This is a genomic window from Sutcliffiella sp. NC1 (assembly GCF_027594365.1).
GTDB lineage: Bacteria > Bacillota > Bacilli > Bacillales > Bacillaceae_I > Sutcliffiella > Sutcliffiella cohnii.
This window is the reverse complement of sequence record NZ_CP115153.1, coordinates 3,053,809-3,080,002: the sequence shown is the minus strand read 5'-3', so window position 1 is coordinate 3,080,002 and position 26,194 is coordinate 3,053,809. Positions and strand designations below refer to the sequence as shown.

General features: G+C 34.4%; 30 protein-coding genes. 21 read left to right on the top strand and 9 right to left on the bottom strand.

Annotated elements, in window-relative coordinates; genetic code table 11:
• Window positions 1–65 precede the first annotated feature (65 nt).
• Window positions 66–3,503: a pyruvate carboxylase gene (pyc, locus tag O1A01_RS16015; protein WP_066419343.1), complete on the top strand. Its 3,438-nt coding sequence runs from the start codon at window positions 66–68 to the stop codon at window positions 3,501–3,503.
• A gap of 66 nt (window positions 3,504–3,569) precedes the next feature.
• On the opposite strand, the gene O1A01_RS16010 is transcribed toward pyc, so the two are convergent.
• Window positions 3,570–4,517 (bottom strand): COX15/CtaA family protein, encoded by a 948-nt coding sequence (locus O1A01_RS16010; protein ID WP_270064486.1) that lies wholly within the window; start codon window positions 4,515–4,517, stop codon window positions 3,570–3,572.
• Window positions 4,518–4,993: 476 nt separating this feature from the next.
• On the opposite strand from O1A01_RS16010, the gene cyoE reads away from it, so the two are divergent.
• From cyoE to O1A01_RS15975, 7 genes are all read left to right on the top strand, one after another.
• Window positions 4,994–5,929: a heme o synthase gene (cyoE, locus tag O1A01_RS16005; RefSeq protein ID WP_270064485.1), complete on the top strand. Its 936-nt coding sequence runs from the start codon at window positions 4,994–4,996 to the stop codon at window positions 5,927–5,929.
• Window positions 5,930–6,054: 125 nt separating this feature from the next.
• Window positions 6,055–7,101, top strand: a complete 1,047-nt coding sequence (coxB, locus tag O1A01_RS16000; RefSeq protein ID WP_270064484.1) for a cytochrome c oxidase subunit II — start codon at window positions 6,055–6,057, stop codon at window positions 7,099–7,101.
• Window positions 7,102–7,126: 25 nt separating this feature from the next.
• Window positions 7,127–8,995 (top strand): cytochrome c oxidase subunit I, encoded by a 1,869-nt coding sequence (ctaD, locus tag O1A01_RS15995; protein ID WP_066419340.1) that lies wholly within the window; start codon window positions 7,127–7,129, stop codon window positions 8,993–8,995.
• Entirely contained in the window at window positions 8,995–9,615 is a 621-nt protein-coding gene (locus tag O1A01_RS15990) for a cytochrome (ubi)quinol oxidase subunit III (protein ID WP_270064483.1), read from the top strand. Before ctaD ends, O1A01_RS15990 begins: the two co-directional genes overlap by 1 nt.
• 4 nt (window positions 9,616–9,619) lie before the next feature.
• Window positions 9,620–9,952 carry a cytochrome c oxidase subunit IVB gene (ctaF, locus tag O1A01_RS15985; protein ID WP_066419337.1) on the top strand — a complete coding sequence of 111 codons (333 nt, stop codon included), beginning with the start codon at window positions 9,620–9,622 and terminating at the stop codon, window positions 9,950–9,952.
• Window positions 9,953–10,272: 320 nt separating this feature from the next.
• Window positions 10,273–11,118, top strand: coding sequence for a cytochrome c oxidase assembly factor CtaG (gene ctaG, locus O1A01_RS15980; RefSeq protein WP_066419356.1), 846 nt, complete (start codon window positions 10,273–10,275; stop codon window positions 11,116–11,118).
• A gap of 99 nt (window positions 11,119–11,217) precedes the next feature.
• A complete protein-coding gene (locus O1A01_RS15975; RefSeq protein WP_066419333.1) occupies window positions 11,218–11,688 on the top strand; it encodes a DUF420 domain-containing protein in 471 nt (156 codons plus the stop codon).
• A gap of 60 nt (window positions 11,689–11,748) precedes the next feature.
• Here the strand turns inward: O1A01_RS15975 and ytvI are convergent, their stop codons facing one another.
• Together ytvI and O1A01_RS15965 are read right to left on the bottom strand one after the other, a co-directional pair.
• Window positions 11,749–12,807: a sporulation integral membrane protein YtvI gene (gene ytvI, locus O1A01_RS15970; RefSeq protein WP_066419331.1), complete on the bottom strand. Its 1,059-nt coding sequence runs from the start codon at window positions 12,805–12,807 to the stop codon at window positions 11,749–11,751.
• Window positions 12,808–12,939: 132 nt separating this feature from the next.
• Entirely contained in the window at window positions 12,940–13,296 is a 357-nt protein-coding gene (locus O1A01_RS15965) for a YugN family protein (protein ID WP_066419329.1), read from the bottom strand.
• Between the two features lie 191 nt (window positions 13,297–13,487).
• Here O1A01_RS15965 and safA point away from each other — a divergent pair, with 191 nt between their 5' ends.
• The 3 genes from safA (at window position 13,488) to O1A01_RS15950 (ending at window position 15,825) form a co-directional block, all read left to right on the top strand.
• The gene (gene safA / locus O1A01_RS15960) at window positions 13,488–14,108 is read left to right on the top strand and encodes a SafA/ExsA family spore coat assembly protein (RefSeq protein WP_066419326.1); all 621 of its coding nucleotides are present in this window, start codon (window positions 13,488–13,490) and stop codon (window positions 14,106–14,108) included.
• A 21-nt stretch (window positions 14,109–14,129) separates the two neighbouring features.
• Complete coding sequence (locus O1A01_RS15955; protein WP_066419320.1) at window positions 14,130–14,552, top strand: CBS domain-containing protein; 423 nt, start codon at window positions 14,130–14,132, stop codon at window positions 14,550–14,552.
• Between the two features lie 202 nt (window positions 14,553–14,754).
• Window positions 14,755–15,825 (top strand): CAP domain-containing protein, encoded by a 1,071-nt coding sequence (locus O1A01_RS15950; RefSeq protein WP_270064482.1) that lies wholly within the window; start codon window positions 14,755–14,757, stop codon window positions 15,823–15,825.
• A 21-nt stretch (window positions 15,826–15,846) separates the two neighbouring features.
• Here the strand turns inward: O1A01_RS15950 and O1A01_RS15945 are convergent, their stop codons facing one another.
• Both O1A01_RS15945 and O1A01_RS15940 read right to left on the bottom strand, forming a co-directional pair.
• On the bottom strand, window positions 15,847–16,209 hold the full coding sequence (locus O1A01_RS15945) for a hypothetical protein (protein ID WP_270064481.1): 363 nt from the start codon (window positions 16,207–16,209) through the stop codon (window positions 15,847–15,849).
• A 9-nt stretch (window positions 16,210–16,218) separates the two neighbouring features.
• A complete protein-coding gene (locus O1A01_RS15940; protein WP_066419309.1) occupies window positions 16,219–16,707 on the bottom strand; it encodes a PaaI family thioesterase in 489 nt (162 codons plus the stop codon).
• A 184-nt stretch (window positions 16,708–16,891) separates the two neighbouring features.
• On the opposite strand from O1A01_RS15940, the gene ylbD reads away from it, so the two are divergent.
• From ylbD to O1A01_RS15920, 4 genes are all read left to right on the top strand, one after another.
• Window positions 16,892–17,299: a YlbD family protein gene (ylbD, locus tag O1A01_RS15935; RefSeq protein WP_270064480.1), complete on the top strand. Its 408-nt coding sequence runs from the start codon at window positions 16,892–16,894 to the stop codon at window positions 17,297–17,299.
• A 14-nt stretch (window positions 17,300–17,313) separates the two neighbouring features.
• Window positions 17,314–17,553, top strand: coding sequence for a YlbE-like family protein (locus tag O1A01_RS15930; RefSeq protein ID WP_066419306.1), 240 nt, complete (start codon window positions 17,314–17,316; stop codon window positions 17,551–17,553).
• An 85-nt stretch (window positions 17,554–17,638) separates the two neighbouring features.
• Entirely contained in the window at window positions 17,639–18,067 is a 429-nt protein-coding gene (locus O1A01_RS15925) for a hypothetical protein (protein WP_066419298.1), read from the top strand.
• A 55-nt stretch (window positions 18,068–18,122) separates the two neighbouring features.
• Complete coding sequence (locus tag O1A01_RS15920) at window positions 18,123–18,569, top strand: YlbF/YmcA family competence regulator (RefSeq protein WP_066419288.1); 447 nt, start codon at window positions 18,123–18,125, stop codon at window positions 18,567–18,569.
• A gap of 36 nt (window positions 18,570–18,605) precedes the next feature.
• Here O1A01_RS15920 and O1A01_RS15915 read toward each other — a convergent pair whose 3' ends face one another.
• Window positions 18,606–18,929 (bottom strand): hypothetical protein, encoded by a 324-nt coding sequence (locus tag O1A01_RS15915; RefSeq protein ID WP_066419285.1) that lies wholly within the window; start codon window positions 18,927–18,929, stop codon window positions 18,606–18,608.
• Window positions 18,930–19,034: 105 nt separating this feature from the next.
• Here O1A01_RS15915 and O1A01_RS15910 point away from each other — a divergent pair, with 105 nt between their 5' ends.
• Complete coding sequence (locus O1A01_RS15910) at window positions 19,035–19,310, top strand: YlbG family protein (protein WP_066419282.1); 276 nt, start codon at window positions 19,035–19,037, stop codon at window positions 19,308–19,310.
• A gap of 43 nt (window positions 19,311–19,353) precedes the next feature.
• On the opposite strand, the gene O1A01_RS15905 is transcribed toward O1A01_RS15910, so the two are convergent.
• Window positions 19,354–19,743, bottom strand: a complete 390-nt coding sequence (locus O1A01_RS15905) for a DUF7147 family protein (protein WP_270064479.1) — start codon at window positions 19,741–19,743, stop codon at window positions 19,354–19,356.
• Between the two features lie 241 nt (window positions 19,744–19,984).
• Between O1A01_RS15905 and O1A01_RS15900 the strand changes: the two genes are divergently transcribed.
• From O1A01_RS15900 to coaD, 3 genes are all read left to right on the top strand, one after another.
• Window positions 19,985–20,107: a hypothetical protein gene (locus tag O1A01_RS15900; RefSeq protein WP_268874282.1), complete on the top strand. Its 123-nt coding sequence runs from the start codon at window positions 19,985–19,987 to the stop codon at window positions 20,105–20,107.
• A gap of 85 nt (window positions 20,108–20,192) precedes the next feature.
• Window positions 20,193–20,771 carry a 16S rRNA (guanine(966)-N(2))-methyltransferase RsmD gene (gene rsmD, locus O1A01_RS15895; RefSeq protein ID WP_066419277.1) on the top strand — a complete coding sequence of 193 codons (579 nt, stop codon included), beginning with the start codon at window positions 20,193–20,195 and terminating at the stop codon, window positions 20,769–20,771.
• Window positions 20,768–21,250, top strand: coding sequence for a pantetheine-phosphate adenylyltransferase (gene coaD, locus O1A01_RS15890; protein WP_066419274.1), 483 nt, complete (start codon window positions 20,768–20,770; stop codon window positions 21,248–21,250). Before rsmD ends, coaD begins: the two co-directional genes overlap by 4 nt.
• 213 nt (window positions 21,251–21,463) lie before the next feature.
• Here coaD and ylbJ read toward each other — a convergent pair whose 3' ends face one another.
• The gene (gene ylbJ, locus O1A01_RS15885) at window positions 21,464–22,693 is read right to left on the bottom strand and encodes a sporulation integral membrane protein YlbJ (RefSeq protein WP_066420997.1); all 1,230 of its coding nucleotides are present in this window, start codon (window positions 22,691–22,693) and stop codon (window positions 21,464–21,466) included.
• Window positions 22,694–22,904: 211 nt separating this feature from the next.
• On the opposite strand from ylbJ, the gene O1A01_RS15880 reads away from it, so the two are divergent.
• Both O1A01_RS15880 and O1A01_RS15875 read left to right on the top strand, forming a co-directional pair.
• Window positions 22,905–23,702, top strand: a complete 798-nt coding sequence (locus tag O1A01_RS15880; protein ID WP_066420996.1) for a patatin-like phospholipase family protein — start codon at window positions 22,905–22,907, stop codon at window positions 23,700–23,702.
• A complete protein-coding gene (locus O1A01_RS15875) occupies window positions 23,692–24,717 on the top strand; it encodes a SepM family pheromone-processing serine protease (protein ID WP_066420995.1) in 1,026 nt (341 codons plus the stop codon). The genes O1A01_RS15880 and O1A01_RS15875 overlap by 11 nt, the downstream gene beginning before the upstream one ends.
• 147 nt (window positions 24,718–24,864) lie before the next feature.
• Here the strand turns inward: O1A01_RS15875 and O1A01_RS15870 are convergent, their stop codons facing one another.
• The gene (locus O1A01_RS15870) at window positions 24,865–26,097 is read right to left on the bottom strand and encodes a nucleotidyltransferase (protein WP_328225372.1); all 1,233 of its coding nucleotides are present in this window, start codon (window positions 26,095–26,097) and stop codon (window positions 24,865–24,867) included.
• Between the last annotated feature and the right edge of the window lie 97 nt (window positions 26,098–26,194).

The following is a 26,194-nucleotide window of genomic DNA, read 5'->3' as shown; positions in this document are numbered from 1 at the left end:
GGAATTTGCTGAATTGTGAAGAATTAAAGCTATAATCAAATTATAATGTCTTCAGGAGGTTATTTATGAGAAAGATTAACAAAATTTTAGTAGCAAACCGTGGGGAAATTGCTATTCGAGTATTTCGGGCATGCACGGAATTAAATATAAGAACAGTTGCTATATATTCTAAAGAAGATGTTGGTTCCTATCACCGTTATAAAGCAGATGAAGCATACTTAGTTGGTGAAGGAAAAAAACCTATTGATGCATATTTAGATATCGAAGGTATTATTACAATTGCGATAGATAATAAAGTAGATGCAATCCATCCCGGCTATGGTTTTTTATCAGAAAATATTGAATTTGCCCGCAGATGTGAAGAGGAAGGAATAGTCTTTATCGGTCCAACTTCTAAACATTTAGATATGTTTGGAGATAAAGTTAAAGCACGTACGCAAGCGATGTTAGCAGAAATTCCTGTTATTCCAGGAAGTGACGGTCCGGTGCATTCGTTAGAAGAAGTGATGGACTTTGCCAATACATATGGCTATCCAATCATTATTAAGGCTGCACTTGGTGGTGGAGGAAGAGGAATGAGAGTTGTTCATTCCAAATCTGAACTAAAAGAATCGTTTGAACGTGCAAAATCAGAAGCAAAAGCAGCTTTTGGAAATGATAATGTTTACGTGGAAAAACTAATAGAAAAACCGAAACATATTGAAGTTCAAATAATAGGGGATACAAAAGGAAATATCGTTCATCTTTACGAACGTGATTGCTCCATTCAACGACGTCATCAAAAAGTTGTAGAAATAGCACCAAGTGTCTCTCTCACTAAAGAACTTCGTGAAGACATTTGTGATGCTGCTGTTAAATTAATGAAAAATGTTGATTACGTTAATGCGGGAACAGTTGAGTTTTTAGTGTCAGGGAATGAATTTTATTTTATTGAGGTAAACCCACGTATTCAAGTTGAACACACTATTACTGAACTTATTACTGGTGTAGACATTGTACAAACACAAATATTAATTGCAGAAGGCTTCGGTTTAAACGATAAAGAAGTAGGTGTCCCACCACAAGATGAAATTAAAATTCATGGCTATGCGATACAGTCACGTGTAACGACGGAAGACCCAACGAACGGTTTCTTACCAGACACAGGTAAGTTAATGGTTTATCGATCTGGGGGAGGCTTCGGTGTTCGACTTGATGCTGGAAATAGCTATCAGGGCGCAGTGATTACTCCATATTATGATTCTTTACTTGTTAAAGTTTCCACTTGGGCACTTACATTTGAACAAGCAGCTATGAAAATGGAGCGCAACTTAAAAGAATTTCGTATTAGAGGAATAAAAACAAATATTCCATTTTTAGAAAACGTAGTGAAGCATCCTAATTTTATGAATGGAGAATATGATACTTCATTTATAGATACGACACCTGAGTTATTTATTTTTCCTAAACGATTAGACCGTGGTACAAAAATGCTATCATATATCGGAAATGTGACAGTAAACGGTTTTCCAGGTGTAGAAAAAGATAGTAAACCATATTTTGAAGGGCCAGCAGTTCCAAGTATTAATAATAGAGAACCTATACCGCAAGGGACAAAACAAATTTTAGATGAAAAGGGAGCAGAGGGACTTGTTCACTGGATAAAACAACAAGAAAACGTGTTGTTAACAGATACAACTTTTAGAGATGCCCACCAATCACTTCTTGCAACGAGAATAAGAACAAATGATTTAATGAAAATTACGGAACCTACTGCAAGACTATTGCCTAACCTATTCTCCTTAGAAATGTGGGGAGGTGCTACATTTGACGTAGCGTACCGTTTCTTAAGTGAAGATCCTTGGGAAAGGCTACTAAAAATGCGTGAAAAAGCACCGAATATTCTGTTTCAAATGTTATTAAGAGCATCCAATGCTGTGGGGTACAAAAACTACCCAGATAACCTAATTAAAGACTTTGTTGAGAAATCTGCACACGCTGGTATTGATGTTTTCCGTATATTTGATAGTTTGAATTGGGTAAAAGGTATGACATTAGCAATAGATTCCGTGCGAGAAAGCGGAAAAATAGCAGAAGCAGCTATTTGTTATACAGGTGATATATTAGATGTATCAAGGCCGAAATATAATTTAGCTTACTACAAAGATTTAGCGAAAGAACTAGAAAACGCAGGTGCGCATATTTTAGGAATTAAAGATATGGCTGGTCTGTTAAAGCCACAAGCGGCCTATGAATTAATATCTACATTAAAAGAAACAGTTGATATTCCTATTCATTTGCATACTCATGATACTAGTGGAAACGGTGTATATATGTATGCCAAAGCAATAGAAGCAGGGGTAGATATTGTTGATGTGGCGGCAAGCTCTATGGCTGGGTTAACGTCTCAACCGAGCGCTAGTACTTTATATTACGCTCTAGAAGGGTCAAATAGGCAGCCTGATGTTAACGTAGATTCTTTAGAGAAGATTTCTCAATATTGGGATGGTGTTCGAAAGTATTACAAAGACTTTGAAAGTGGTATGAATAGTCCACATACAGAAATATACCAACATGAAATGCCGGGTGGTCAGTATAGTAACTTACAGCAACAAGCAAAAGCAGTTGGCTTAGGTGAAAGATGGGAAGAAGTAAAGAAAATGTATCGAACTGTTAATGATATGTTTGGGGATATTGTAAAAGTAACTCCTTCTTCTAAAGTAGTCGGAGATATGGCATTATTCATGGTCCAAAATAACTTAACAGAACAAGATGTTTTAGATAAAGGAGAAACGATCGATTTTCCTGACTCCGTTATTGAATTATTTGAAGGATTTTTAGGACAGCCGCACGGTGGTTTCCCAGAACAGTTACAAAAAGTTATTTTGAAAGGAAAAGAACCTATAAGAGTTCGCCCAGGAGAATTACTTGATGATGTAAATTTCGATGAAATAAAAGAATTGCTATTTCAAAAGCTTAATCGTCAAGTGACCGAACATGAAATTATTTCATACGCACTTTATCCGAAAGTGTTTTTAGATTATCAGAAAAAATATGAAATGTATGGAAGTATATCAGTACTAGATACCCCAACATTTTTATATGGGATGAGACTTGGTGAAGAAATCCAAGTAGAAATTGAACAAGGTAAAACCTTAATCGTAAAATTAGTTTCTATTGGAGAGCCACAAAAAGATGGAACAAGAGTTGTCTATTTTGAACTTAATGGCCAACCACGTGAAGTTCACATTAAAGATGAAAGTGTTCAAACTTCCGTTATTGCAAAGCAGAAAGTCGATCCATCTAATAGAGGACATATTGGTGCAACGATGCCTGGAACAGTAATTAAAGTATTAGTGGAAAAAGGTGAAAAAGTGAATAAAGGTGATCATCTAATGATTACCGAAGCGATGAAAATGGAAACTACAGTCCAAGCCCCATTCTCAGGGACAGTTAAAGAAATCCATGTCCAAGCAAGCGAAGCAATTAGTACAGGTGATTTATTGTTAGAATTAAAAGAGTAGACACCTAAGAAAATTTTGCATAATGGAGAATAAAAAAAATGCGGAGTATTTACTCCGCATTTTTTATTAAGCTTGAATACTACTTTTATTAGATTGATCTGCATCATTCTGTCGATTAAGTTTATTTCTTGTAACTAGCATGACAAAATAACTTAATACACCAAACAAACAAGAAATAATTAAGGCGTGCAGTAACGAAACGACTAAGTTCAATTTAGTAAAAACGATAATTGCTCCAGTTGAAACTTGTAAAGATACGAGTAGCGAACAAACAATCCATCCGTAATGAATAACAGGTTGATGTTTATACTTCTTAATTGCTAAAACTGTTACATATACAATCCATAAAAATAGTAAACCTGCAGCAGCACGGTGACCCATTTGTATCCATTCATGCATCTGAGTAGGGAATCCTAAACCGTTTTTAGTACAAAATGGCCAAGATGGACATGCTAAACTTGCATTTGTATGTCTTACTAATGCACCAGTATAAACAACCATATAACAATAAGTAATGATACCAATAATGTGGAAAGACATTCTTTTGTCTATAATGAGTTTAGTAGCATCAAACTTTTTATCAGCCTCAAAAATTAAGAGGGTTAATAAAAAGACAGTGGCAAATGATATTAAGGAAATTCCAAAGTGTAATGCGAGTACGAAAGAGGATTGTCCCCACATTACCGCTGCAGCACCGATTAACGCTTGAAGAATTAAAAATATAAAAGAAACAATCGATAAAAATTTCGTCTCTCTTAAATGACCAATTGATCTCCAAGCCCATACTGCTAATACTAGTACCATAATTGCTGCTAAGCCAGAAACAAGTCGATGGCTTAACTCTACAACGAGTTCAAATGTTATTTCGCTAGGTATTAATTCACCGTGACATAATGGCCAAGAATCACCACATCCATCTCCAGAATCTGTTTTAGTAACAAGCGCTCCACCTATTAATACGAAGAGCATTACGATGGTTGTACAAACGGCGAATCCTTTTAATTTTCTATGCAATAGATTCACCTACTTAAAAAGTATTTTTTCATTTTATACCAAAAGCATTAAAAAAATGTTAAAATAAAAAACGTCCTACACAATATTACACAATAACCAAAAAAATAACAATCCATATTGTTGGATATGAAATGCTAAATATTATTCTAAAAAAGGTTGAATATTAGTAAGGAGTTTGCTAGAAATAAATAAAGGTGCTAGTAGAGAGTATACTAACTTATAATAGCGCTTTTATTATACACTTTTTCTTGCTCTCAAAGGAGTTTTTCAGACACGAGTCACAAATTAGTCAAAAATTCTCCGAAAAATAGTCACAAAACATTTGGTAAATATGATTTAATATACAGAGAACATCCTCGTTTATATTAAAAAACAAGGCGTGTTTCATTTTTTTGTATTGTTTAGCAGTGGAAACGGATACATCCAATACGACAATTACTGTTACTATTGCTTTTAAAGAAAAGGGAGGAATATAAATGGCGAATTTGAGGACTGTTGATCCAGCGTCAGAAAATATAGCCGAAAGTCGTCCTCAAAAGAGTGTTCAAGCTAGTGCTTGGAGTGATTTCTTATCTTTAATTAAGATAGGAATCGTAAATTCAAACTTTATTACGACATTTACAGGGCTTTGGTTAGCACTATATTTTACAAATAGTGGTTTCCTTAACAATATAAATATTGTATTATTAACGATGATTGGTTCTTCGTTAGTAATTGCCGGTTCATGTAGTTTAAATAACTATATTGACCGTGATATTGACCATTTAATGAATAGAACAATGGATCGTCCAACTGTGTCTGGAAGAATGAATCCTAAATGGGCACTTTACGTCGGGTTATTATTAACTTTTGTAGGAACTATTCTATTAGCATTAACGACTATTACAGCTGCTGTAATTGGATTAATAGGTGTTTTCTCTTACGTAGTACTGTATTCATTATGGTCTAAGAGAACAAGTACATTAAATACAGTAGTTGGAAGTGTCTCGGGGGCTGTACCTCCATTAATTGGGTGGGCTGCAGTTGATCCAAGCCTTTCGCTGCAAGCGTGGATGTTATTCTTTATCCTATTTATATGGCAAATTCCGCATTTTCTAGCAATTGCGATTCGTAGATGTGAAGAATATCGTAATGCTGGGATTCCAATGCTACCAGTAGTACACGGTTTCTCCGTAACAAGAAGACAGATGGTTATATGGACGTTATGTTTAGTACCGCTACCATTTTACTTGTATGACTTAGGTATTGTGTTTTTAACGATTGCAACATTATTAAATGTAGGTTGGGTTGCACTAGGATTTGCTGGATATAAGATGAAGAATGAGATGAAATGGGCAACACTAATGTTTATCTATTCTTTAAATTACTTAACTATTATGTATGTGTCTATGATAGTAGTCACTATTTTTTAATAGTAAAGGTTAAAGAACATCATAATTATTTTTTTGTGATTAGATTTCTTCTAATGTGAACAGAAGAAATTTATCAATACATTCTACTTCACTTACTACTTATGAAAGAGGGGTTTGATCAGGCTATGAAAAGATGGCTACCGAATTTGCGCGTATTTTCACTGTTCAGTGTACTAGCGCTGTTTTTAGCAGGATGTGGTAAACCATACTTATCTGCACTTCAGCCAGTTGGTGAAGTAGCAGATATGCAAATGTCACTAATTTTACTAAGTACTGCGATTATGACAATTGTTGTGGTTGTTGTTTCCATTATCTTCGTATACGTTGTTGTAAAATTCCGTAAACGCAAAGGTGATGAGGACTTTATTCCGAAACAAGTGGAAGGAAGCCACAAACTAGAAGTTATTTGGACTGTTATTCCTATTTTACTATTGTTAATTTTGGCAGTTCCAACTGTATCTTACACGTTTAAATTAGCTGATGTAGAAGCTATGCATAACGAGGAAGAAGATGTATTAGTTGTCGATGTTACGGCACACCTATATTGGTGGGAATTTGAATATCCAGGTTACGGAGTTGTAACTTCTCAAGACTTGGTAGTTCCTACTGATGAAAGAATCTATTTTAACTTAATAGCTAGTGATGTTAAACATTCATTCTGGGTTCCATCAGCAGGTGGAAAGCTTGATACGAATACGGATAACGTTAATAGCTTTTGGTTATCATTTGATTCAAAGCGTGCGGAAGAAGCAGGCAATTTATTCTATGGAAAATGTGCTGAGTTATGTGGACCGTCACATGCTCTAATGGACTTTAAAGTTCAAACAGTTTCACGTGCTGAGTTCGATCAATGGATTGAAAAAATGCAAAACGTAGAACACACTCCAACAACTGACCTTGCTCAAGCAGGAGAAGAAATCTTTGCACAAAGCTGTATCGGTTGTCACGCAATCTCTGGTGATGCTTCAAGTATTGCACCTAACTTAGCAAACTTTGGTGACCGTAGTCGTATTGCGGGTATTTTAGAGCATACTCCAGAAAAACTTCGCTTATGGTTAGAAGATCCAGATTCTGTGAAACCAGCGAACAAAATGACAGGTACATATGGAAAATTAAATCCAGATGAACTAGATGCTCTTGTCGAGTATTTAATGGACTTAAAATTAGAATAAAGTACTTCGAAAGGGAGGTTACACGGTGAGTACTATGGCTCAGAAAAAAGGTTTTGGCGCAACTGTTTGGGACTACTTAACAACGGTAGATCATAAAAAGATTGCGATTATGTACTTAATTGCCGGTGGGTTCTTTTTCCTTGTCGGTGGTTTAGAAGCAATGTTTATACGTGTTCAGTTATTAAAACCGGAAAGTGGTTTTCTAGAGGCTGGTCTGTATAACGAAATTTTAACAATGCATGGAACTACGATGATTTTCTTAGCAGCAATGCCGTTAATCTTTGCATTTATGAATGCTGTTGTTCCGTTACAAATTGGTGCACGCGATGTTGCGTTCCCGTTTCTTAACTCTCTAGGTTTTTGGTTATTTTTCTTTGGAGGAGTTTTCTTAAACTTAAGTTGGTTTATGGGTGGAGCACCTGATGCAGGGTGGACTTCATATGCATCCTTATCACTTGCTTCAGAGGGACATGGAGTTGACTTCTATGTTCTAGGACTACAGATTTCAGGTATAGGTACGCTAATTGCAGGGATTAACTTCCTTGTAACGATTATTAATATGCGTGCTCCAGGGATGACTTACATGCGTATGCCATTATTTACTTGGTCTACATTTGTAGCATCTGCGTTAATTTTATTTGCTTTCCCAGCATTAACAGTTGGTTTATTATTATTAATGTTTGATCGTATGTTCGGGTCTGCATTCTTTGATCCAGCCCTAGGTGGTAACACTATTATTTGGGAGCACTTATTCTGGATTTTCGGACACCCGGAAGTTTACATTTTAATTTTACCAGCATTCGGTATTTTCTCAGAGATTTTTGCAACATTCTCTAAAAAGCGTTTGTTTGGATATTCATCTATGGTATTTGCAACTGTTTTAATCGGATTTTTAGGATTCATGGTATGGGCTCACCATATGTTCACAACTGGTCTTGGACCGATTGCAAACTCTATTTTTGCTGTTGCTACAATGGCAATTGCAGTACCAACTGGTATTAAGATTTTCAACTGGCTATTTACAATGTGGGGTGGCCAAATAAAAGTAAATACAGCGATGCTTTGGGCTATTGCGTTTATTCCATCATTCGTAATGGGTGGAGTTACAGGGATAATGTTAGGTTCAGCAGCAGCTGACTATCAGTATCATGATACGTATTTCGTAGTTGCTCACTTCCACTATGTAATCGTTGGTGGGGTAGTATTTGCTTTATTCGCAGCTACTCACTACTGGTGGCCAAAAATGTTTGGTAAAGTTTTAGATGAAACATTAGGAAAAATCACTTTCTGGTTATTCTTTATTGGTTTCCATTTAACATTCTTTATCCAACATTTCTTAGGATTAATGGGTATGCCTCGTCGTATCTATACGTTCTTACCAGGTCAAGGTTTTGAACTAGGAAACTTTATTAGTACTGTAGGTGCATTCTTTATGGCTGCAGGTACTATTGTATTACTTGTTAACATCGTGAAAACATCATTTAGCAAACAAAGTGTATCTGGCGATGTTTGGGGCGACGGTCGTACGTTAGAATGGGCTACTGCTTCACCACCGTTAGAGTACAACTTTAAACAAACTCCGCTTGTACGTGGCTTAGATCCACTATGGGTAGAAAAAATGGCTGGTAAAAAAGAAATGACACCTGCAGAACCTGTTGGTGACATTCATATGCCAAACGGATCAATTATTCCGTTCATTATTTCCCTTGGTTTATTTATCGCTGCATTTGGTGCGATGTATAATCAAGAACATACGTGGGGTATTCCTGTATTAATCATTGGTCTAGTTATTACGTTTGGTTCGATGTTCTTCCGTTCAGTAATTGAAGACCATGGATACCATATTCATAAAGAAGATATTATCAACGATGATGATAAGGGGGTTGGGGCATAATGCATACTGAGGAAAAACTTACTGCTGAAACTTTCCCAGATTCGCCTGAAAAAGCAACCCTTGAAGGGAAAAATAAATTTTTAGGTTTTTGGCTCTTCCTAGGAGGAGAAACAGTATTATTTGCATCCCTGTTTGCAACTTACTTAGCATTAAAAGATTCAACTGCAGGTACTAAGACTGGTGCAGAAATTTTCGATCTAGGATTAGTTTTTGCTGCAACAATGATCCTTTTAACAAGCTCGTTAACAAGCGTATACGCTATGTATCACATGAAAAACTTCAACTTTAGAAAAATGCAACTATGGATGTTCATTACTTGGCTACTAGGATTATCATTCTTAATTCTTGAGATTTATGAGTTCATGCACTATATTCATTTAGGGCATACTTTTACAAGTAGTGCGTTTGGTTCAGCTTTCTATACGTTAGTTGGAACACATGGTGCTCACGTATGTTTCGGATTACTCTGGATTGGTACTTTATTAATCCGTTACTCCAAAGGCGGTCTTAATTTATACAACGCACCGAAGTTTTATGTAGCTTCTTTATACTGGCACTTCATTGACGTTGTATGGTTATTTATCTTTACAGTAGTATACTTAATGGGATTGGTGGGATAATCTGATGGCGAATCAAACATCAAATTCAGTTAACCCGAAGGTAGATTTAGCTTATCGTCGTAAGAAAAATGCAGAAGAAATGAAACATCAAGTAATTTCATTCGTGCTAATGATCTTTTTAACGATTATTGCATTCGTAGCAGTGGGAGCGGACATGTCTCCGCTATTCATTGTACCTGTTATCATATTGTTAGCCGTAATACAATGTATTTTCCAACTTTACTACTTTATGCATATGAATCATAAAGGTCATGAAGTACCAGCATTATTTCTATACTCCGGCTTAACAGTTGCATTAGTAACTATTTTAGCCTTCGTAACAATTATTTGGTGGTAAGACTTAAAAAGACACTTGGACATACAATACTGTCCAAGTGTTTTTTGTTATATCCTTTACTTCAATATAACCTACATACTCCAACTCTTTCTATCAACTGCTAATATCACATATGTTTGAAAAAACAGTGACGATTCTATGACAAATGCCCTTTCCTTAAACACTCTGTTACTGCCCATTCATTGAATGGTATAAAACCGTATAGTATAATAATATTTAGTAGTTTAGTGTGATTCTGTAATTAGTTTCCGTAAGGAGTGAGTATTTTGTTAAGCAACCTAGAAATTTTTGGTTTTCGAGCATTATGGAGTCCATATTTTATGGTTTCTATGATTATCGTTGCAATACTGTATATTTATGTTACTGGACGAGGAAGAGAAAGATTTGAAGGATCTGAACCTGTTTCTTTAAAGCAGAAAACATTCTTTTTACTTGGTATTGCTTTATTATACTTCTTTAAAGGCGGCCCGATAGACTTATTAGGTCATTTAATGTTAAGTGCGCATATGGCACAAATGGCTTTTTTATACTTAATCATTCCTCCGCTTTTAATTTTAGGTACTCCTGTTTGGTTATTAAAAAAATTCGTTAATCATAAAGCGATTAAACCAGCATTCAATTTCTTAACTAGACCGTTAATTGCTTTAATTTCTTTTAATGCTTTATTTTCTTTTTATCACATTCCTGTAATTTTTGATGTTGTAAAGACCGATGTTACTTTACATACGATCTATACGATATTATTGTTTATTGCTTCATTTATGATGTGGTGGCCACTAGTAGATCCACTACCAGAAGGAAATAAGATGTCTGGAATTAAGAAAATGGGCTACATTATGGCTGATGGTGTACTATTAACTCCAGCATGTGCATTAATTATTTTTGCTGATACACCATTATATGCAGCTTATTCTGATATGACTGCTTGGATGGCAGCATTAGCCTTATGTGTTCCAGCAAGCACGTTAGCAGGTTTAGACCTTGGAGGTCCCGAATTGTTTAATGCTTTACCATTATTGGAGGACCAACAATTAGGTGGTATTATTATGAAAATAATACAAGAAATTATGTACGGTAGTATGTTAGCGTACGTATTCTTCCAATGGGCAAGAAAAGAACGTGAAACAGATGATCTTGATATGAACCCCATTTTGGAAAAGAATTAATTGTAATAAAACAGCATTCAAAGGGGTGCTGTTTTAGTTTGTATCAGTTTTTTGTTGAAATAAAATGTTTAGATAAAAATATTTCGAGAGGAGCTTTTTATGGATTCTTATACAATTCCAATATTACCTACAATTAGTACGTTTTTTATTGTGTTGAGCGCAATTTTTGTAGCGATTGGTTGGTATCTAATCGCAAAAAAGAAAGTAGAAGCACATAAAAAATCAATGACTTTTGCCGCTATTTTTGCTGTTATCTTTTTTATTATATACTCTAGTAGAACAGTGTTTGTTGGAAATACAAGTTTTGGTGGACCAGATGATATTAAAATATACTATACGACATTTTTACTGTTTCATATCACTCTAGCAACGATAGGGGCGGTTCTTGGTATATACACCCTATGGACAGGTTACAAAAACAACTTAAAACGTCACCGTAAAATTGGACCTATTACGAGTATTGTATGGTTTATAACTGCAATAACTGGTGTAGCAGTTTATTTACTACTCTATGTTATCTATCAAGGTGGAGAAACAACATCGGTTATTAAAGCGATATTTGGTTTTTAATAGTAAAGAGGCACATAACGGTAACGTTACGTGCCTCTTCTTTTGTGAGAGAAGTAATTTCTATATTTTAAAATTCAATTTTATTATTCCAGCTTCTTTAGCTGAATTAAAAGCAATAATGACAAGAGGTCCAACAATAAACCCTAAAATACCAATTAATTTTAAACCGATGTACATTGCAATTAAAGTAGCTAAAGGGGATAACCCTATATGAGAACCCATTACTTTCGGTTCAACTGTTCTACGGATAATTAGCAGCACGATTGCTAAAATTGCAAGCTGTGTACCGGTACCGATATTCCCAGTAATCAGTTGGAAGATTGCCCAAGGCCCGATTATCACAATAGATCCAATAATTGGTATAAAGTCTATAATCCATACGACAAATGCCATTATTAATGCGACGTCAGGAGCAATAAATAACAATCCAATTAATGTTACAAAAAATATTATAATACTTACTAGAAATTGAGCTTTGAAAAATCCGAACACAACATAAGAAAGACGAGAAGTCATAAATTTTACTTTTTCAGCTGTCGAATCCTTTAAATGAGCATAGAAGCCTTCTTTTAATTTTGGCATATCTAGTAAAAACAGGAATAATGCAATTAAGTATACAATAAAACTAATTAAATAATTTGGAATGTCTGTGAACAAACTTTTAATTCGCTCTATGTTTACCATGTCAGTAATATTAATTCTTAGATCGTAAAGAAATTTGTCAATTTGTTCACTAATTTCATTTACTAATTCTGGTGGCAAATCTTCAGACGCGTTTGTTATATTTTGTTCCATATCACGCCAAACCCGATTTACCTCGTTTATATAAGAGGGAGCATTTTCTACAATTTTAATCCCTTCTGTTATTACTTTAGTAGTAATAAAGTATCCGATAACACCGATAGACATAACAAAAAGAAGAAAAATAACTAAGACAGATAAACTTCTTTTCCATTTCGCCTTATTTTGTAATAGGGAGACGAGTGGTTCTAAAAATAGAGCAGTAATAAAAGCAATAATTAAAGGTACAGAAACAGGTAAAATAAAATAGCTAATTGTTATTATTACAGCCACAATTAGGATAATGAGAATTAAACGTTTTATAGATTGCGTGGTCAATGGGGTACTCCTTTCAAACAAATACTTTCCTTTATTATATTATGCTTTTTAAACTATGAACAGTAATATTATTCGATATTAGCACAGTATATGGAAACGGGCAAAATAAAAAAACGCATACAAATGCGTTTTTTATTTAATCTTATCGATTTCCTCTTTTAATTGGCTTAGTAATGTTTTACTAGTTGTTACGATGTTGGCAGGGAAGCTTTCTCCTTCACCATATTCCACACCGTGTGGGTAATAGTGTTTTCCTAATAAAGGAGTAAGTAGTTTTACGATAGCATGTTTACCACCAACATCTCCTTCAATAGCATATGCTTGAACTCGTAAATAGTAAGTCGACCCTTTACTTTCGAACTTTTTGTCAAAGGTTACTCGTTCGTAATCCCATTGATCAGCTAGAACAAAGCCTAAACCTTCCATAACATGTGCAAGTCGCGATAATTCAACAACTTCAGATTCTAATCCTATGTTTTCAATTCTCATTATATGTACGCCCCTTTCTATGTATAAAACAAAATGCTCCTAATTAATAATAGTACGAAAGAGAAGAAGTTTCAACGATTGTGTGAAACTTCTTTTTTATATGTTTAAAAATTGTCATGTTTTCGTCTCAATTGGTCAAACTATAAATGGGAAAAAGTTGGCTAGTAACTAAATTGGAAGGGGTGAAAAACGTGAAAAAAATACTAGTTTCTATTTTTCTTTCTGTGTTTGTACTAATTAGTGTCCCGTCTTTTGCATTTGGACAAGGAACAGATACATATACAGTGAAAAGTGGGGATTCTCTTTGGAAAATTGCTCAACGATATCAAATCGGATTGTCAGAAATAATTTCTGCTAACCCACAATTTTCTAACCCAAATCTAATATATCCAGGTCAAAGGGTAACGATTCCGCTAATAGATAGTATAAAGGCAATTGAGCGAGAAGTTATTCGGTTAACAAATCAAGAGCGTGCCAAAAATGGTTTGCCTAGCTTAAAAGAAGATTGGCAATTATCAAGGGTAGCAAGATATAAATCAGCCGATATGCGAGATCAAAATTATTTTTCACATAATTCGCCAACGTATGGCTCTCCATTTACAATGATGCGAAACTTTAATATACAGTATAGAACTGCCGCGGAGAATATTGCAGCAGGGCAACGTACTGCTCAAGCTGTTGTTCAACAGTGGATGAATTCACCAGGACATCGAGCAAATATATTAAAGGCAGATGTAACTTACATCGGTGTTGGATATGCAGAAGGTGGTTCTTATGGGACGTATTGGACCCAAATGTTTATTTCTAAATAGTAAAGCATAGAGGTGATGTTAGTGCAAACAGTTAGAGATGTAATGACAACTAATGTAGACGTATGTACACCATTGGATAACGTATACGAAGTAGCGCTGAAAATGAAAGATCTTAATGTAGGTGCTATACCAATTGTTGAAAATAATCAATTAGTAGGAATGATTACTGACAGAGATTTAGTAGTTAGAGGTATCGCTGAGAAGCATCCTGGTTCCAATTCTGTTACAGATGTAATGAGCGACCATTTAATAACGATTGACCCTAATGCATCGTTACAGGAAGCGAGCACATTAATGGCGGAACATCAAATTCGTAGACTTCCGGTTGTAGAAAATGGGCAATTAATCGGAATTGTCTCGTTAGGAGACTTAGCTACAAATCAATATTCAGATGAGCAAGCAGGTGTTGCATTAAGTGAAATATCTGAACAAGATCATCAATAATTAGAATAAATTGGGACAAGTCGATTGGACTTAGTCCCGTTTTCTTTTTTCATGATGATATTAATCTTGCTCTGAAAAAATTTGGTATGATAGAGAAAAAAGAGGTAATAAATGAATTATATGAAAAACTCTATGAAAATAAAGAAAACTAGAATGAAATGATAACTTCGTTAATATAGTAAAAGTAAAAGGAGGGAGAAGTTTGAGGAATATACTTACTATTATTGTTATCGCAATTTGTGCGGCATTAATAATACCATTTCAATCAACTTTTATAGATTTTGAACCTAAGGATGAAGACTTAGTTGCTCAAGAGTTAAGGAGCGAGAACGAATTAGAAGAAGAAACAATATCTATTCTACCCGTTCATAAAGATATTCAAGTTATGGAAGGGGTAGGAAGCTGGATTAGTAAAACTGACACCGAACTTATTTCTTCATTTGGGGAACCAGACCGTATTGATTTATCACCATATGATTACGAATGGTGGGTATATAATAATTCACTAGAAAATTATGTTCAATTTGGTGTAAGCGAAGGAGTCATCGTCACTGCATATGTAATTGGGGAAGAAGTACAAAATGACCCATTTGTTATAGGAACTAATTATGAAGAAGTAAAACAAAAATTTGCATTTGAATCGGCAATTAATGTTGACTATGATAGTGGATCGTACCGATTTCAATTAAAAGATGAAGACCTTATTACTCGTCCACTTTTAAAAATCGGGGATGTGTTCGTACAGCTTTATTTTGATTCATTTGAGCAAACGTTATCAAGCATACGATTTTTAGACAAGGAAACTTTAATAAAGCAGCGACCATATGAGTTAGTATACAGAGGCACATTAATTGATCCAAATTCAAAAACAGAAGAAGAATGGAAATTAATTGAAAAAGGAACCGCATTACAAATTATCGACTTTACGAATATTCTTAGGGAGCGCTTCCAGTTAAGTCCTGTTGAGTGGCATGAGGAAACCGCAAAAGTAGCTTATTTACACAGTAAAGATATGAACATTAATGATTATTTTTCTCATTCTTCACCAACTGAAGGAACTCTTTCAGAAAGGCTAGCAAAAGGTAATGTAAGCTTTTTATTAGCAGGGGAAAATATAGCAGCAAAATATGTAGACGGGGTAGCAGCAGTAGAAGGTTGGCTCAATAGTGAAGGGCATCGAAATACATTACTAAATGAAAATTTTACTCATCTCGGGGTAGGAGTTTATGAAAAATACTATACACAAAACTTTATTCAGACGTGGAAACAATAAAAGCTCGCTTGTAGCGAGCTTTTATTGTTTATCTATACGTTTATATTCATTAAAAATAAACGTTTTGCCTTCCCAATAGCCTATAAGTTTAACTAATTCTCCAGCATTAGGAGGACTTTTCGTCCATTCCTTTGTTAGTCTTTCTCTACGTTCAACTCTAGTTATTTTTCCATCCTTATATATATTTAAATGGGTAATCATAATGTGAAAATCGTAATAAAACCGCTTCTTTTCATAATAAACGTCTGTTACTTCTCCAACTATGACTGATTCTTCCTTTACTTCTGTTACACTAAGCCATTTTTCTTTATATCTTTTTCGATTCTTTTTAGCTAGAATATAAAAGTAAATAATTAATATTGGAATAACAACAGCGGTAACCATAAAATAGGATCACCTTTTTCGATTTATAATAAAAAAACTACCAGTACTATGAGCAATTAGTTTATGATTTTCTGAAAAAACTTTACCTTCTACAACAATAATTTTCGAACCTTTATGGATGATATTTGCTACGCAACGAAACGCATCACCAATTCCAGGCTTTAAAAAGTTAACTTTCATTTCAGTTGTTACAACGGCTTTATCGTCTGGTAAACTGTTGTTTGCTAACGTTCCCATCGTTGAGTCTAATATTGTAGCGGTTAATCCTCCATGCAAAATACCAATTGAATTATTTAAAAGTGTACTGTTTTGGACCGTTAACGTTAGCGTCCCGTTTTCTTCATCAAAGTCCCTCTCCATTCCGAACAATGCACCTACGAAAGTGCTGTAGTCACCATTTCTTTTTCTTTTAAAACTATGTAATAGTAGTGCTGCTTCAGCTAATTCTTCGTCAGTTGCTTCTTTTAAATAATTTCCCCAATCCTCACGTAAATCCAATTTCCTCATCCTTTTCATTTACCTCTTTCTTCATATAATAACAGTCCTTTCTTGGTAAGAAAATGAAATAGCTTAAAATTTATTATTTCTAATTGCAGGAAGAACAAAGAGAAGAAAATAGGCGAACGTATGACGAATGCAACCCATACAATAAAATAGGCATATGATGGAATGAGGTGAGAGGATGGCTAAAAGTAACTCAAAACAGGAGAGTATTAAACAATTTAAAGAATTTGTCAAAAGGCATCCGAAACTTGTACAAGAAGTTCGTGGGGGTAAAAAAACGTGGCAAGACCTTTTTGAGGAATGGTACTTATTAGGTGAGGAAGACCCTGTATGGGAGCAATACGGTGATGGTCAACAATCCTCAAGTAAAGAAGAGGAGAAAAGTGGGGCTAAATCAGAATTTATTCCAGTAGTATTACAAACTTTAAAAAACATGGATATGAATAAAGTGCAATATCATTTAACAAATGTAAATAGTGCAATAGGCAATATACAACAATTATTACAACAGTTTATTCCTTCTAATCGCCAAAGTAATTCTTCATCACAAGGTCCTAAAAATCCTTTTACATTTCGTAAAGATTAAGGAGATACATTTTAATGAGAAAAGAAGTGTATGATTACATTCAATCGAAAAAAATTTTAAAGCAATTTATTAAAGAACAGCCGATTTGGTACCGTAAATTAAGTAGGGACCCGAATAGCGCTGCAGAAATGGAATTAGCAGCAATGCAATATTATAAGCAGACAATTCCGCACAAAGTTGAAAAATTCCAAAATTCAGTGCAAATGGCCTCGATGATGGTTCATATGTTTCAATCGATGAAACATATGGATTAAGAAAAATTAAATTTGCTTAAAGGAATAGAAAATGAGTACCCTTCCAACAATAGTAATAATGACTACTGGAAGGGGAGTACATAGCATGAAAAAAATGATTACGGTTTTATGTATATTTTTCATATGTTTAATCGGGTGTCAACAAGAGAAACCAGAAGCACTTGTTGTTACAGGGTTACCAACACATTTTTCAGATATAGCTTTAAAAAAATATAATAGCAGTAATAAGGAAAAAAAGTTAACAATGGAAGTACATCACTTTATAAAAGACAACAAAGTTTATATTGAATGTATCGTTACTCCAGATTTTCAATTTAATAAAGGAACGACTAAAAAAGAAGGGAAAGGTTATTTAGAAGTATATAATAACGGGAAGAAACTGGATGAGTTTACTTCTGGTGCTTTTATTTTAACAAACTTACCGAAAGGGAAAAATAAAATAGATATTATGTTAAAATATAACGACAAATCAGATTACGGTTTAGTTAAAAGTTTTACGGTTGAATTGGACTAGATATATTATACAAAAACTTTATAGCATGATATAGTAATTATGGAGGTGTCTATAAATGATTGCCACTTTAGAAAAGATACTACTATTAGATCGTGCTGAAGAATTAGCAAAAATGATTTTACAGTCAGAAGAAATGGCTGACTATTATAAATGTCTTGATGACGTGAGAGAAGATCGTGAAGCTCAGCAGCTAATTAAGGCGTTCAATGATATAAAAGATAAATACGAAGAGGTACAACGTTTCGGTAAGTATCATCCTGACTATCATTCCGTTTCAAGAGAAACAAGAGAATTGAAAAGAAAGGTGGACTTGCACGATACAATATATGCTTTTAAGCAGGCTGAAAAGGCAGTACAAGAATTACTAGATGAAATAAGTGTACTAGTCGGAAGAGCTGTTTCAGAACATATAAAAGTTCCAACTGGAAATCCTTTCTTCGATTCCTTATCAAGCTGCGGCGGAGGCTGTGGTTCTGGTGGCGGATGCTCTTGTAGTGCATAATTTAGAAAAAGGCTGACAATTTTAGTCAGTCTTTTTTTACCGATTTTTAAGGCGGATACAATCCTCACATAAGTTACCACAACAAAACATTTTTTCTTGTGGAACAAAAAAGCGATGACGAAATACGTAAATATTGTCGCTTTTTCTAACAAAATTTGTTTTTACTGTTACTCTTTGTTTATACATAGCTTTTTTTGAGCATATTTTTATTGTTTGGAGGAGTAAATCCAAATCCGCATCTACAGCTGGTGTTATATAAATAAATGGAATGCCGGTAATATCTTTTCGTTCACAAAGTTGGATGATTGAGTTACTGTTCATTTCTGTTAAAAAAATTGCCCAAATAGTTTGTAGGGACATGTTTAGTACCACCATTTCATAACATTATATATATTATTATTTTATCTTTTTCATTTACGTGATAAAATGACACTAGAAATGTTTTCTATTAAAGGAGAAATTACAATGTTGACTGATCGGCAAGGGGTAATCGTTTGGCTTTACTCATTAAAACAAGCTAAACTGTTGAGACGTTATGGAAACGTCATTTATATATCTAAAAAATTAAAATATGGGATATTTTATTGTAATATGGAGGAAACTGCTTCTCTTATTGAGAAATTGGAAAAGCAATCTTTTGTAAAAAAAGTGGACGTGTCTTACCGTCCGTACGTTAAAACACAATATGAAAATTCAAGACCAGATAAAGCAAAAGAATATGATTATAAGATGGGACTATAAAAAGCAACGAATTGATGTATATTCGTTGCTTTTTATTTTCTATTTACTTTAACGGTTGTAAAATATGATTCAATCTTAGGACGCCGGTTAAATATTGATAATACAATTCTTTTTCTTTATAGTAAGTGGATGGTTTTACTTCGAGTTCAATAATATTTTTATTTAATTGATCTGCTAGTTGTTCAAATAACTCAAATCGTTTTGTTCGTTTCTCTTTAGGGCTAGGAATTCCTTCTAATGTCATATATAAAGCTTGAAAATCACCGACAGATGTTGGTTTCATAATGACAACAAATGAACAGACATTACGGTCATTTTTATTCGTATGTAATAATAAAAGCTGATCTACTCTTTCTTTATTATAACGAGCCAGCTCTAGCAATTCATATAAATCAGAGTAGCCTTCACCGAGTTCTATAAATCTTTGTATCAATTGTTATTGCTCCTCTCTAAGTTCCTGCTCATACTTTATCACGTTCAAGCTTTTTTTAAAAGAGTGACAAAATGAGAATGCTGGAAATAAATTAGGGCAGTTGTTTTGTGTTATGAATTAGTGCGTATCATAAGGTGTTTTATAAAAAAAAAACCCTGCAATTTAATAGTGCAGGGTCCCTCTATTACTTGGTGACCAAGTAAAGAAGGCAAAGGGAGAGGAGAAACCGGAGGAAGAACTTATGGGGAAACGTAAGTCTTCTCCGCGGTTGGCAACAACATCACGTAAAAGGATGTTGTTATTTGTCATTATGAACCAAATAAAGAAAGAGTATACACTTTTTGTAAAATTACCTTATGAATAATCTTCTGAGCCTTTTCTTATGAAGTCGATTATGATAGGATATTGTTGAAATTTAATTTGAAAGTTATAAAGATTGTGGTGAGTGGATGAGAGTAGTTTCTGGGAAATTTAAAGGTAGACAATTGAAAGCTGTACCAGGTATGAATACGAGACCTACTACAGATAAAGTGAAAGAATCATTATTTAATATTATTGGTCCTTACTTTACAGGTGGATTAGTTCTTGATTTATTTGGTGGTAGTGGGTCATTAGGTTTGGAATCGTTAAGTAGAGGGATGGATCACGTAATCTTCGTCGATAAAGATGGTAAAGCGATACAAACGATTAAAAGTAACGTTGAATCATTACAAGTTGAGAAGCAAGTAGAAATATATAGAAATGATGCGGGACGTGCTTTGAATGCAATACAAAAACGAGATCTTCAATTTGATTTAATTTTGTTAGATCCTCCGTACAAAAGACACCAATTAGAACAACTTATACATAAAATGAGTGATTTTAAGCTGTTAAAAAGTAATGGTCAAATAGTAGCTGAACATAGTAATGATGTGGTTTTACCTGACGTGATTGGGAACTTTTCTATTCAAAAGCAAGAAACGTACGGCATTACCGTAATTACCGTTTTTAAATGGAGTGAAGTGGTGAAGGGGGAAGGGGAAATATGACAAGCATTGCAATTTGCCCAGGGAGTTTCGATCCGGTAACAAATGGACATTTGGATATAATTAAAAGAACATCTAAAATCTTTGATAACATTTATGTTTGTGTGTTAAATAATGCAGCAAAAAACCCGTTGTTTACCGTAGAAGAACGAATTCAACTGTTAGAAGAAGTAACAAAAGATTTACCTAATGTTAAAATAGAATCATTTCAAGGACTATTAATTGATTATGCAAAAAGTAAAAATGCTACATCAATCGTAAGGGGATTGCGTGCTGTTTCAGACTTTGAATATGAAATGCAAATTACTTCAACAAACAGAGTGTTGGATGAAACTATCGAAACATTATTTATGATGACTAACAATCAATATTCCTTTTTAAGTTCGAGTATTGTTAAGGAAATTGCAAAATATAACGGTGAAGTATCGGAGTTAGTACCTCCAATAGTAAAAAAAGCATTGCAAGAGAAATATAATATGTAACATAGCCAAAAAGAGGCTGAGACAAAACTAATATTATCATGATAAAAGATGAACAATTGTAGAATTAGCGGAGGAAATATACGTAGACTCCAGCGGGAGGCTCACCAGCCGCCCGCGGAAAGCGAAGTATATTTCCGGAGCGGCTTATTTCGACTCTACTTTTTTGTTCGTCTTTTATTTTGATAAAAATAGTTATGTCCCAACCTCTTATTTTTATTTCAAGTTAGGACGCCAGTTTCTATAAAGAATCCACGTGTATATCCATAAAAATAATAAAGTGATAAATGGACCGTAAACTGTTATTGTTTCATACACTTTTTCTATCCATGTTAGATCTTTTAATGGAGCAAAAACGGGAGATTCACCTGATGTTTGCTCAAATCCACCTAATTTTTCATTTAAAGGGCTCCATAGCAAGTACGCGTAAATACCAGCTATGAAAGCGTGTATTATTCGAGCAAAGAAAAAAGGTTTAAATCTAATATCAGTTTCAGCAAGTATACTAGCCACTTGGGCATGTACACTTAGGCCACAAAATGCTAAGAAAAAACTAGTGAGAATTACTTGTTCCTTTAATGTAGCTGTAGTTACCTCGCTCGTCAGTTTCGCCCCTAACGTAATTTCAAAAAAGCCGGATATTAAAGGTATACTTAAATCTGTTGAGAAGCTTAATAATGCTAAAAATATAGTAACAAAAGTTGCAATGATGCTCGTTATTTGTACGAGTGCTAAAATATTATTTAAAACGGAAAAGATTATAATAAAGCCACCAATCATTAATAACGTCTGTACAGAACTCGAAACAGCGTCTCCTAACATTTTACCTAGTGGTTTACTATTTTTTACTCGCGTTTCGTGTAACGCGTCAAAAGCATGGCCGAAAGTTAACTTTTTTGATGTATTATTTTTATTTTCATCAACAGGATGAGAGTACTCGTGAAATCTCATAATAACACCAACAGTAATGTTACCAAGATAATGTGCTAATGCCAGCAAGATTCCTATCTTTGGGTTATGAAAAAAACCTACCGCAATAGCGCCGAAAATAAACAATGGATTAGAAGAGTTAGTAAAAGAAACTAGTCTCTCTGCCTCTATAGCTGAAATTTGTTCTTCTTGGCGAAGTCTTGCAGTAAGTTTTGCTCCAGATGGGTAACCAGAGGCCATACCCATTGCGAGGACAAAACCACCTACTCCAGGAACTTTAAAGATAGGTCTCATTAAAGGTTCAAATAATACTCCAATGAAAGCGACAACACCAAAACCTATCAGTAACTCACTTACGATAAAAAACGGTAATAAGGAAGGGAAAACAACCTCCCACCACATTTTTAAACCACGTAAAGAAGCCTCTAATGCAGCTTGAGGATAAATGATTAAAGAAATCGTGAAAAAGGTAATAATACTTGCGAAAATGAAAGTTTTGAATTTTGAGCCATTCAATATTTATGCCTCCTATAGTAATGTCACAAAAAGTTGTTGAATGTGTGCAAGTTTATTTTAGTGTAAGAATGAAGTTGATTTTGGTAGAATAGTTATAATTAACAAGTAGCTTGTTAAAGAAAAAAAGTTTGTCCACCCTACATTTCAATATACGTATGTATATATAAAATTTAGAACAACAAATTAATATACATTGTTTGGAGGAGAAATGTTGAGAGAACCGACGATAGGGTTAGCGTTAGGATCAGGAGGAGCTAGAGGTTTTGCCCATTTAGGTGCATTAAAAGTACTGCAAGAAGAAAATATACCTGTTAGCTTACTGGCCGGCTGTAGCATGGGTGCTCTTGTAGGAAGTTTATATGCTGTCGGACATGAAATGGAAAGCATGTACAAAATAGCAAAAGCATTTCAGCGGAAATACTATTTAGATTTTACCGTTCCGAAAATGGGGTTTATTAGTGGGAATCGTGTAAAACAGCTTATTCACATGTTTTCGAAAGGTCAAAATATAGAAGATTTAGCAATCCCATTTGCTGTTATTGCAACCGATATTGAAACTGCAGAAAAGGTTGTTTTTACAAAAGGTCCAATTGCGGATGCTGTTAGAGCGAGTATTTCTATTCCAGGAATATTTGTACCTGTAGAATTAGATGGAAGGTTGCTTGTCGATGGAGGCGTGGTTGATCGGGTACCTGCTAGTGTTGTTAAAGAGATGGGGGCAGATATCGTTGTTGCAATTGATGTTTCTTACGTTAAAACGAATGAAGGAATAGATTCCATTTTTGATGTAATCTTACAAACAATTGATATTATGCAAAATGAATTAGTAAAAAAAAGCGAATTAGAGGCAGATGTGATGGTCCGGCCGCCTGTTGCTCATTATAGCTCACGTGCATTTACAAATATTGAAGAAATTATCCAAATCGGGGAAGAGGAAATGAGAAAGCACATTCCCTTTATTCGGCAAGCAGTGGAAAACTGGAAGGAGCGACAAGTGGATGAAAAATAAAAGGATATATGGAAGAGCATTAGTTGTAGGAATTATTTTAGCAGTTATTTTAAATTTTATTACTTTACCTTATTATGTGACGAGGCCAGGATATGCACAAGATTTAAGGCCTATCGTAATGGTAGAAGATCGTTATGAAGATGAAGGCAGGTTTATGTTAACAACAGTAAAAATGAGTAAGGCAAATATATTTACATACTTAATGGCAAAATGGGATGAATATCAATTTATTTATCCATTAGAGCAAATTAGAAGTGAAGGGGAAACAGATCAAGAATACAACCATCGTCAATTATATTACATGGAAGATTCGAAAGAAACGGCGATAAAAGTTGCTTATGAAAGAGCCGATAAAGAAGTAAATATAATATCTAAAGGTGTATATGTATTAAGAACTGTCGCCAATATGCCAGCAGCAGATTTATTACAAATAGGTGATAGAATAGTGGAAGTTGATGGTATAGAAACACCAAATTCAGATGTTTTTATGGGGCTGGTAGGGGAAAAAGCAGTAGGAGATACGCTAAACGTTACTTTTGTTAGAGATGATGAGGTTGATACAGTTCCAATAACTTTACAGCCATTCCCAGATGAACCAGAAAGGGCAGGTGTCGGAATACAACTCGTTACCGATTTAGAAATTACAACTTCACCTAACGTTGAAATTGACTCAGCAAAAATTGGCGGCCCCTCTGCAGGCTTAATGTTCTCTTTAGAAATTTATAATCAGCTAATGGACGAAGATATAGCAAAAGGCTATAAAATTGCAGGTACTGGTACAATCAATCAAAATGGAGAAGTAGGTCGTATTGGTGGAGCTAAACAAAAAGTATATGCAGCACATAAGTCTGGAGTTGACTACTTCTTTGCACCATATGAAAATGGAGCAGAAAATTCTAATTATAACGAGGCAGTGGCTGCAGCTGAAGACATTGGCACTAAAATGGTAATCGTCCCAGTGAACACTTTTGATGATGCACTAAATTATTTAAAAGACTTACAGCCGAAAAATTAACTTATAATTTTCCACTATAGTACACCTTTATTACGTTTAAATGAAATATGTCCAGACACTATAATGAAAAGTTTCCAACTCACTACGATTTAAATAATGACCAAAAAGTCCTAAAGTCAGTTTCTGCTGATTATAGGACTTTTTGGTTCAAACAAACTTTCTTAATTCCTCATCAAAGCGAATCGGAGGCTGAGAAAACTCCTTATGAATAAACGCGCTTCTCTCTGGCTCACTGAGCGGTATAGAATAAGCGATAGTGGCCTTTTTATCTAGTGCTAACCCATCATCGCTAAATGACGCTACATTAGAAATAATAGGTATAGTTATATCTTTTTTGATTTCTCGTAAGTAATGTTGACCTGCTTTCGACATTCCTAATAATCGTACATAACTATATTCCTTTTTTTCTGTTACCCTTTTCATTTCGTCCTTCGTTGTATTTGTTAAAATATGAGTACACATCCGTTGTAATCTTGTCCATGTATATCTTTTCGTTTTTAACATAGTCATAAATTCCTGAAAAGTTTTGCTTTTTTTCATACATTCCTGTAACCTATATTCAATACCTTCTTCGACTTCATAAAAAGTTCTTAATTGTTCAGGAGTACTACATAAAATTTTATATTTTAAAAGTGAATAATAGTCTTCCCAGCGATGAAACGATTTTATTTGTTGGAGAACAGAAAAGGTGGGAGCTGGTACATAATCTTGAACATGTTGTATCTCTCTATTTGTCTCAAATAAATGCTTTCTAATTGCAGTGGCACTAGCAATGTTCGATGGATAGAGTTGCTCATCATGGTAACCGGCAGTAGTTCTCCCAATTGTAAAAGGTTGAATAGGACTTCCTAGTTCTAATACTGCTTTAACATAATGGAAACCTAATATATTATTAGGCTGCGTTAGATCGATTACATTTTCATTTTGAAAAGTTTCTGAAAAGGCGAGAGATGATGCTTTCGGATAGCTGTTACCTTCCTTTATGTATTTTTGTACTGAGGAATGATAGGGATCACTTTTTTCTCCCATTAACTGCACCGTCCGATTAAAGTCTTCAATATTACCTTGTTCACTACCGAAACAAAATGAATCTACTCGTAATTCTGAGAGAATAGAGACAGCACCAGTAGCAAACACCTCTGCTTTCTGAGTGGCAAATGCATATGGTAATTCAACGACGATGTCAATCCCATTTAGTAGTGCCATTTTTGTTCTTTCCCATTTAGAAACGAGTGCAGGCTCACCTCGTTGTAAAAATTGTCCGCTCATTACGGCAATGACAACATCTGGGTTTGTTAAGTTTTTCGATTGCTGTAAATGATATAAATGTCCGTTATGAAAAGGGTTGTATTCTACAATAACTCCTAAAGCTTCCATCATATACTCCTTATCATGATCGTTTTTGGTAGTATTTAACTGTTGCAATAATTTCAAATATTATTAGACAACATTATACTGTAAAGAAAAAATATTGACA

Excerpts from the sequence above, each read along its gene's own strand:
- O1A01_RS15945 (WP_270064481.1), bottom strand. The coding sequence starts at position 16,209 with ATGGTTACCGCTGTTGTTATTCCAATATTAATTATTTACTTTTATATT.
- O1A01_RS15990 (WP_270064483.1), top strand. The coding sequence starts at position 8,995 with ATGCATACTGAGGAAAAACTTACTGCTGAAACTTTCCCAGATTCGCCT.
- O1A01_RS15925 (WP_066419298.1), top strand. The coding sequence starts at position 17,639 with ATGAAAAAAATGATTACGGTTTTATGTATATTTTTCATATGTTTAATC.
- ctaF (WP_066419337.1), top strand. The coding sequence starts at position 9,620 with ATGGCGAATCAAACATCAAATTCAGTTAACCCGAAGGTAGATTTAGCT.
- pyc (WP_066419343.1), top strand. The coding sequence starts at position 66 with ATGAGAAAGATTAACAAAATTTTAGTAGCAAACCGTGGGGAAATTGCT.
- O1A01_RS15875 (WP_066420995.1), top strand. The coding sequence starts at position 23,692 with ATGAAAAATAAAAGGATATATGGAAGAGCATTAGTTGTAGGAATTATT.
- O1A01_RS15910 (WP_066419282.1), top strand. The coding sequence starts at position 19,035 with ATGTTGACTGATCGGCAAGGGGTAATCGTTTGGCTTTACTCATTAAAA.
- O1A01_RS15900 (WP_268874282.1), top strand. The coding sequence starts at position 19,985 with ATGGGGAAACGTAAGTCTTCTCCGCGGTTGGCAACAACATCACGTAAA.
- coxB (WP_270064484.1), top strand. The coding sequence starts at position 6,055 with ATGAAAAGATGGCTACCGAATTTGCGCGTATTTTCACTGTTCAGTGTA.
- cyoE (WP_270064485.1), top strand. The coding sequence starts at position 4,994 with ATGGCGAATTTGAGGACTGTTGATCCAGCGTCAGAAAATATAGCCGAA.
- O1A01_RS15930 (WP_066419306.1), top strand. The coding sequence starts at position 17,314 with ATGAGAAAAGAAGTGTATGATTACATTCAATCGAAAAAAATTTTAAAG.
- O1A01_RS15915 (WP_066419285.1), bottom strand. The coding sequence starts at position 18,929 with ATGTCCCTACAAACTATTTGGGCAATTTTTTTAACAGAAATGAACAGT.
- O1A01_RS15870 (WP_328225372.1), bottom strand. The coding sequence starts at position 26,097 with ATGATGGAAGCTTTAGGAGTTATTGTAGAATACAACCCTTTTCATAAC.
- O1A01_RS15920 (WP_066419288.1), top strand. The coding sequence starts at position 18,123 with ATGATTGCCACTTTAGAAAAGATACTACTATTAGATCGTGCTGAAGAA.
- O1A01_RS15975 (WP_066419333.1), top strand. The coding sequence starts at position 11,218 with ATGGATTCTTATACAATTCCAATATTACCTACAATTAGTACGTTTTTT.
- ctaG (WP_066419356.1), top strand. The coding sequence starts at position 10,273 with ATGGTTTCTATGATTATCGTTGCAATACTGTATATTTATGTTACTGGA.
- O1A01_RS15965 (WP_066419329.1), bottom strand. The coding sequence starts at position 13,296 with ATGAGAATTGAAAACATAGGATTAGAATCTGAAGTTGTTGAATTATCG.
- coaD (WP_066419274.1), top strand. The coding sequence starts at position 20,768 with ATGACAAGCATTGCAATTTGCCCAGGGAGTTTCGATCCGGTAACAAAT.
- ylbD (WP_270064480.1), top strand. The coding sequence starts at position 16,892 with ATGGCTAAAAGTAACTCAAAACAGGAGAGTATTAAACAATTTAAAGAA.
- rsmD (WP_066419277.1), top strand. The coding sequence starts at position 20,193 with ATGAGAGTAGTTTCTGGGAAATTTAAAGGTAGACAATTGAAAGCTGTA.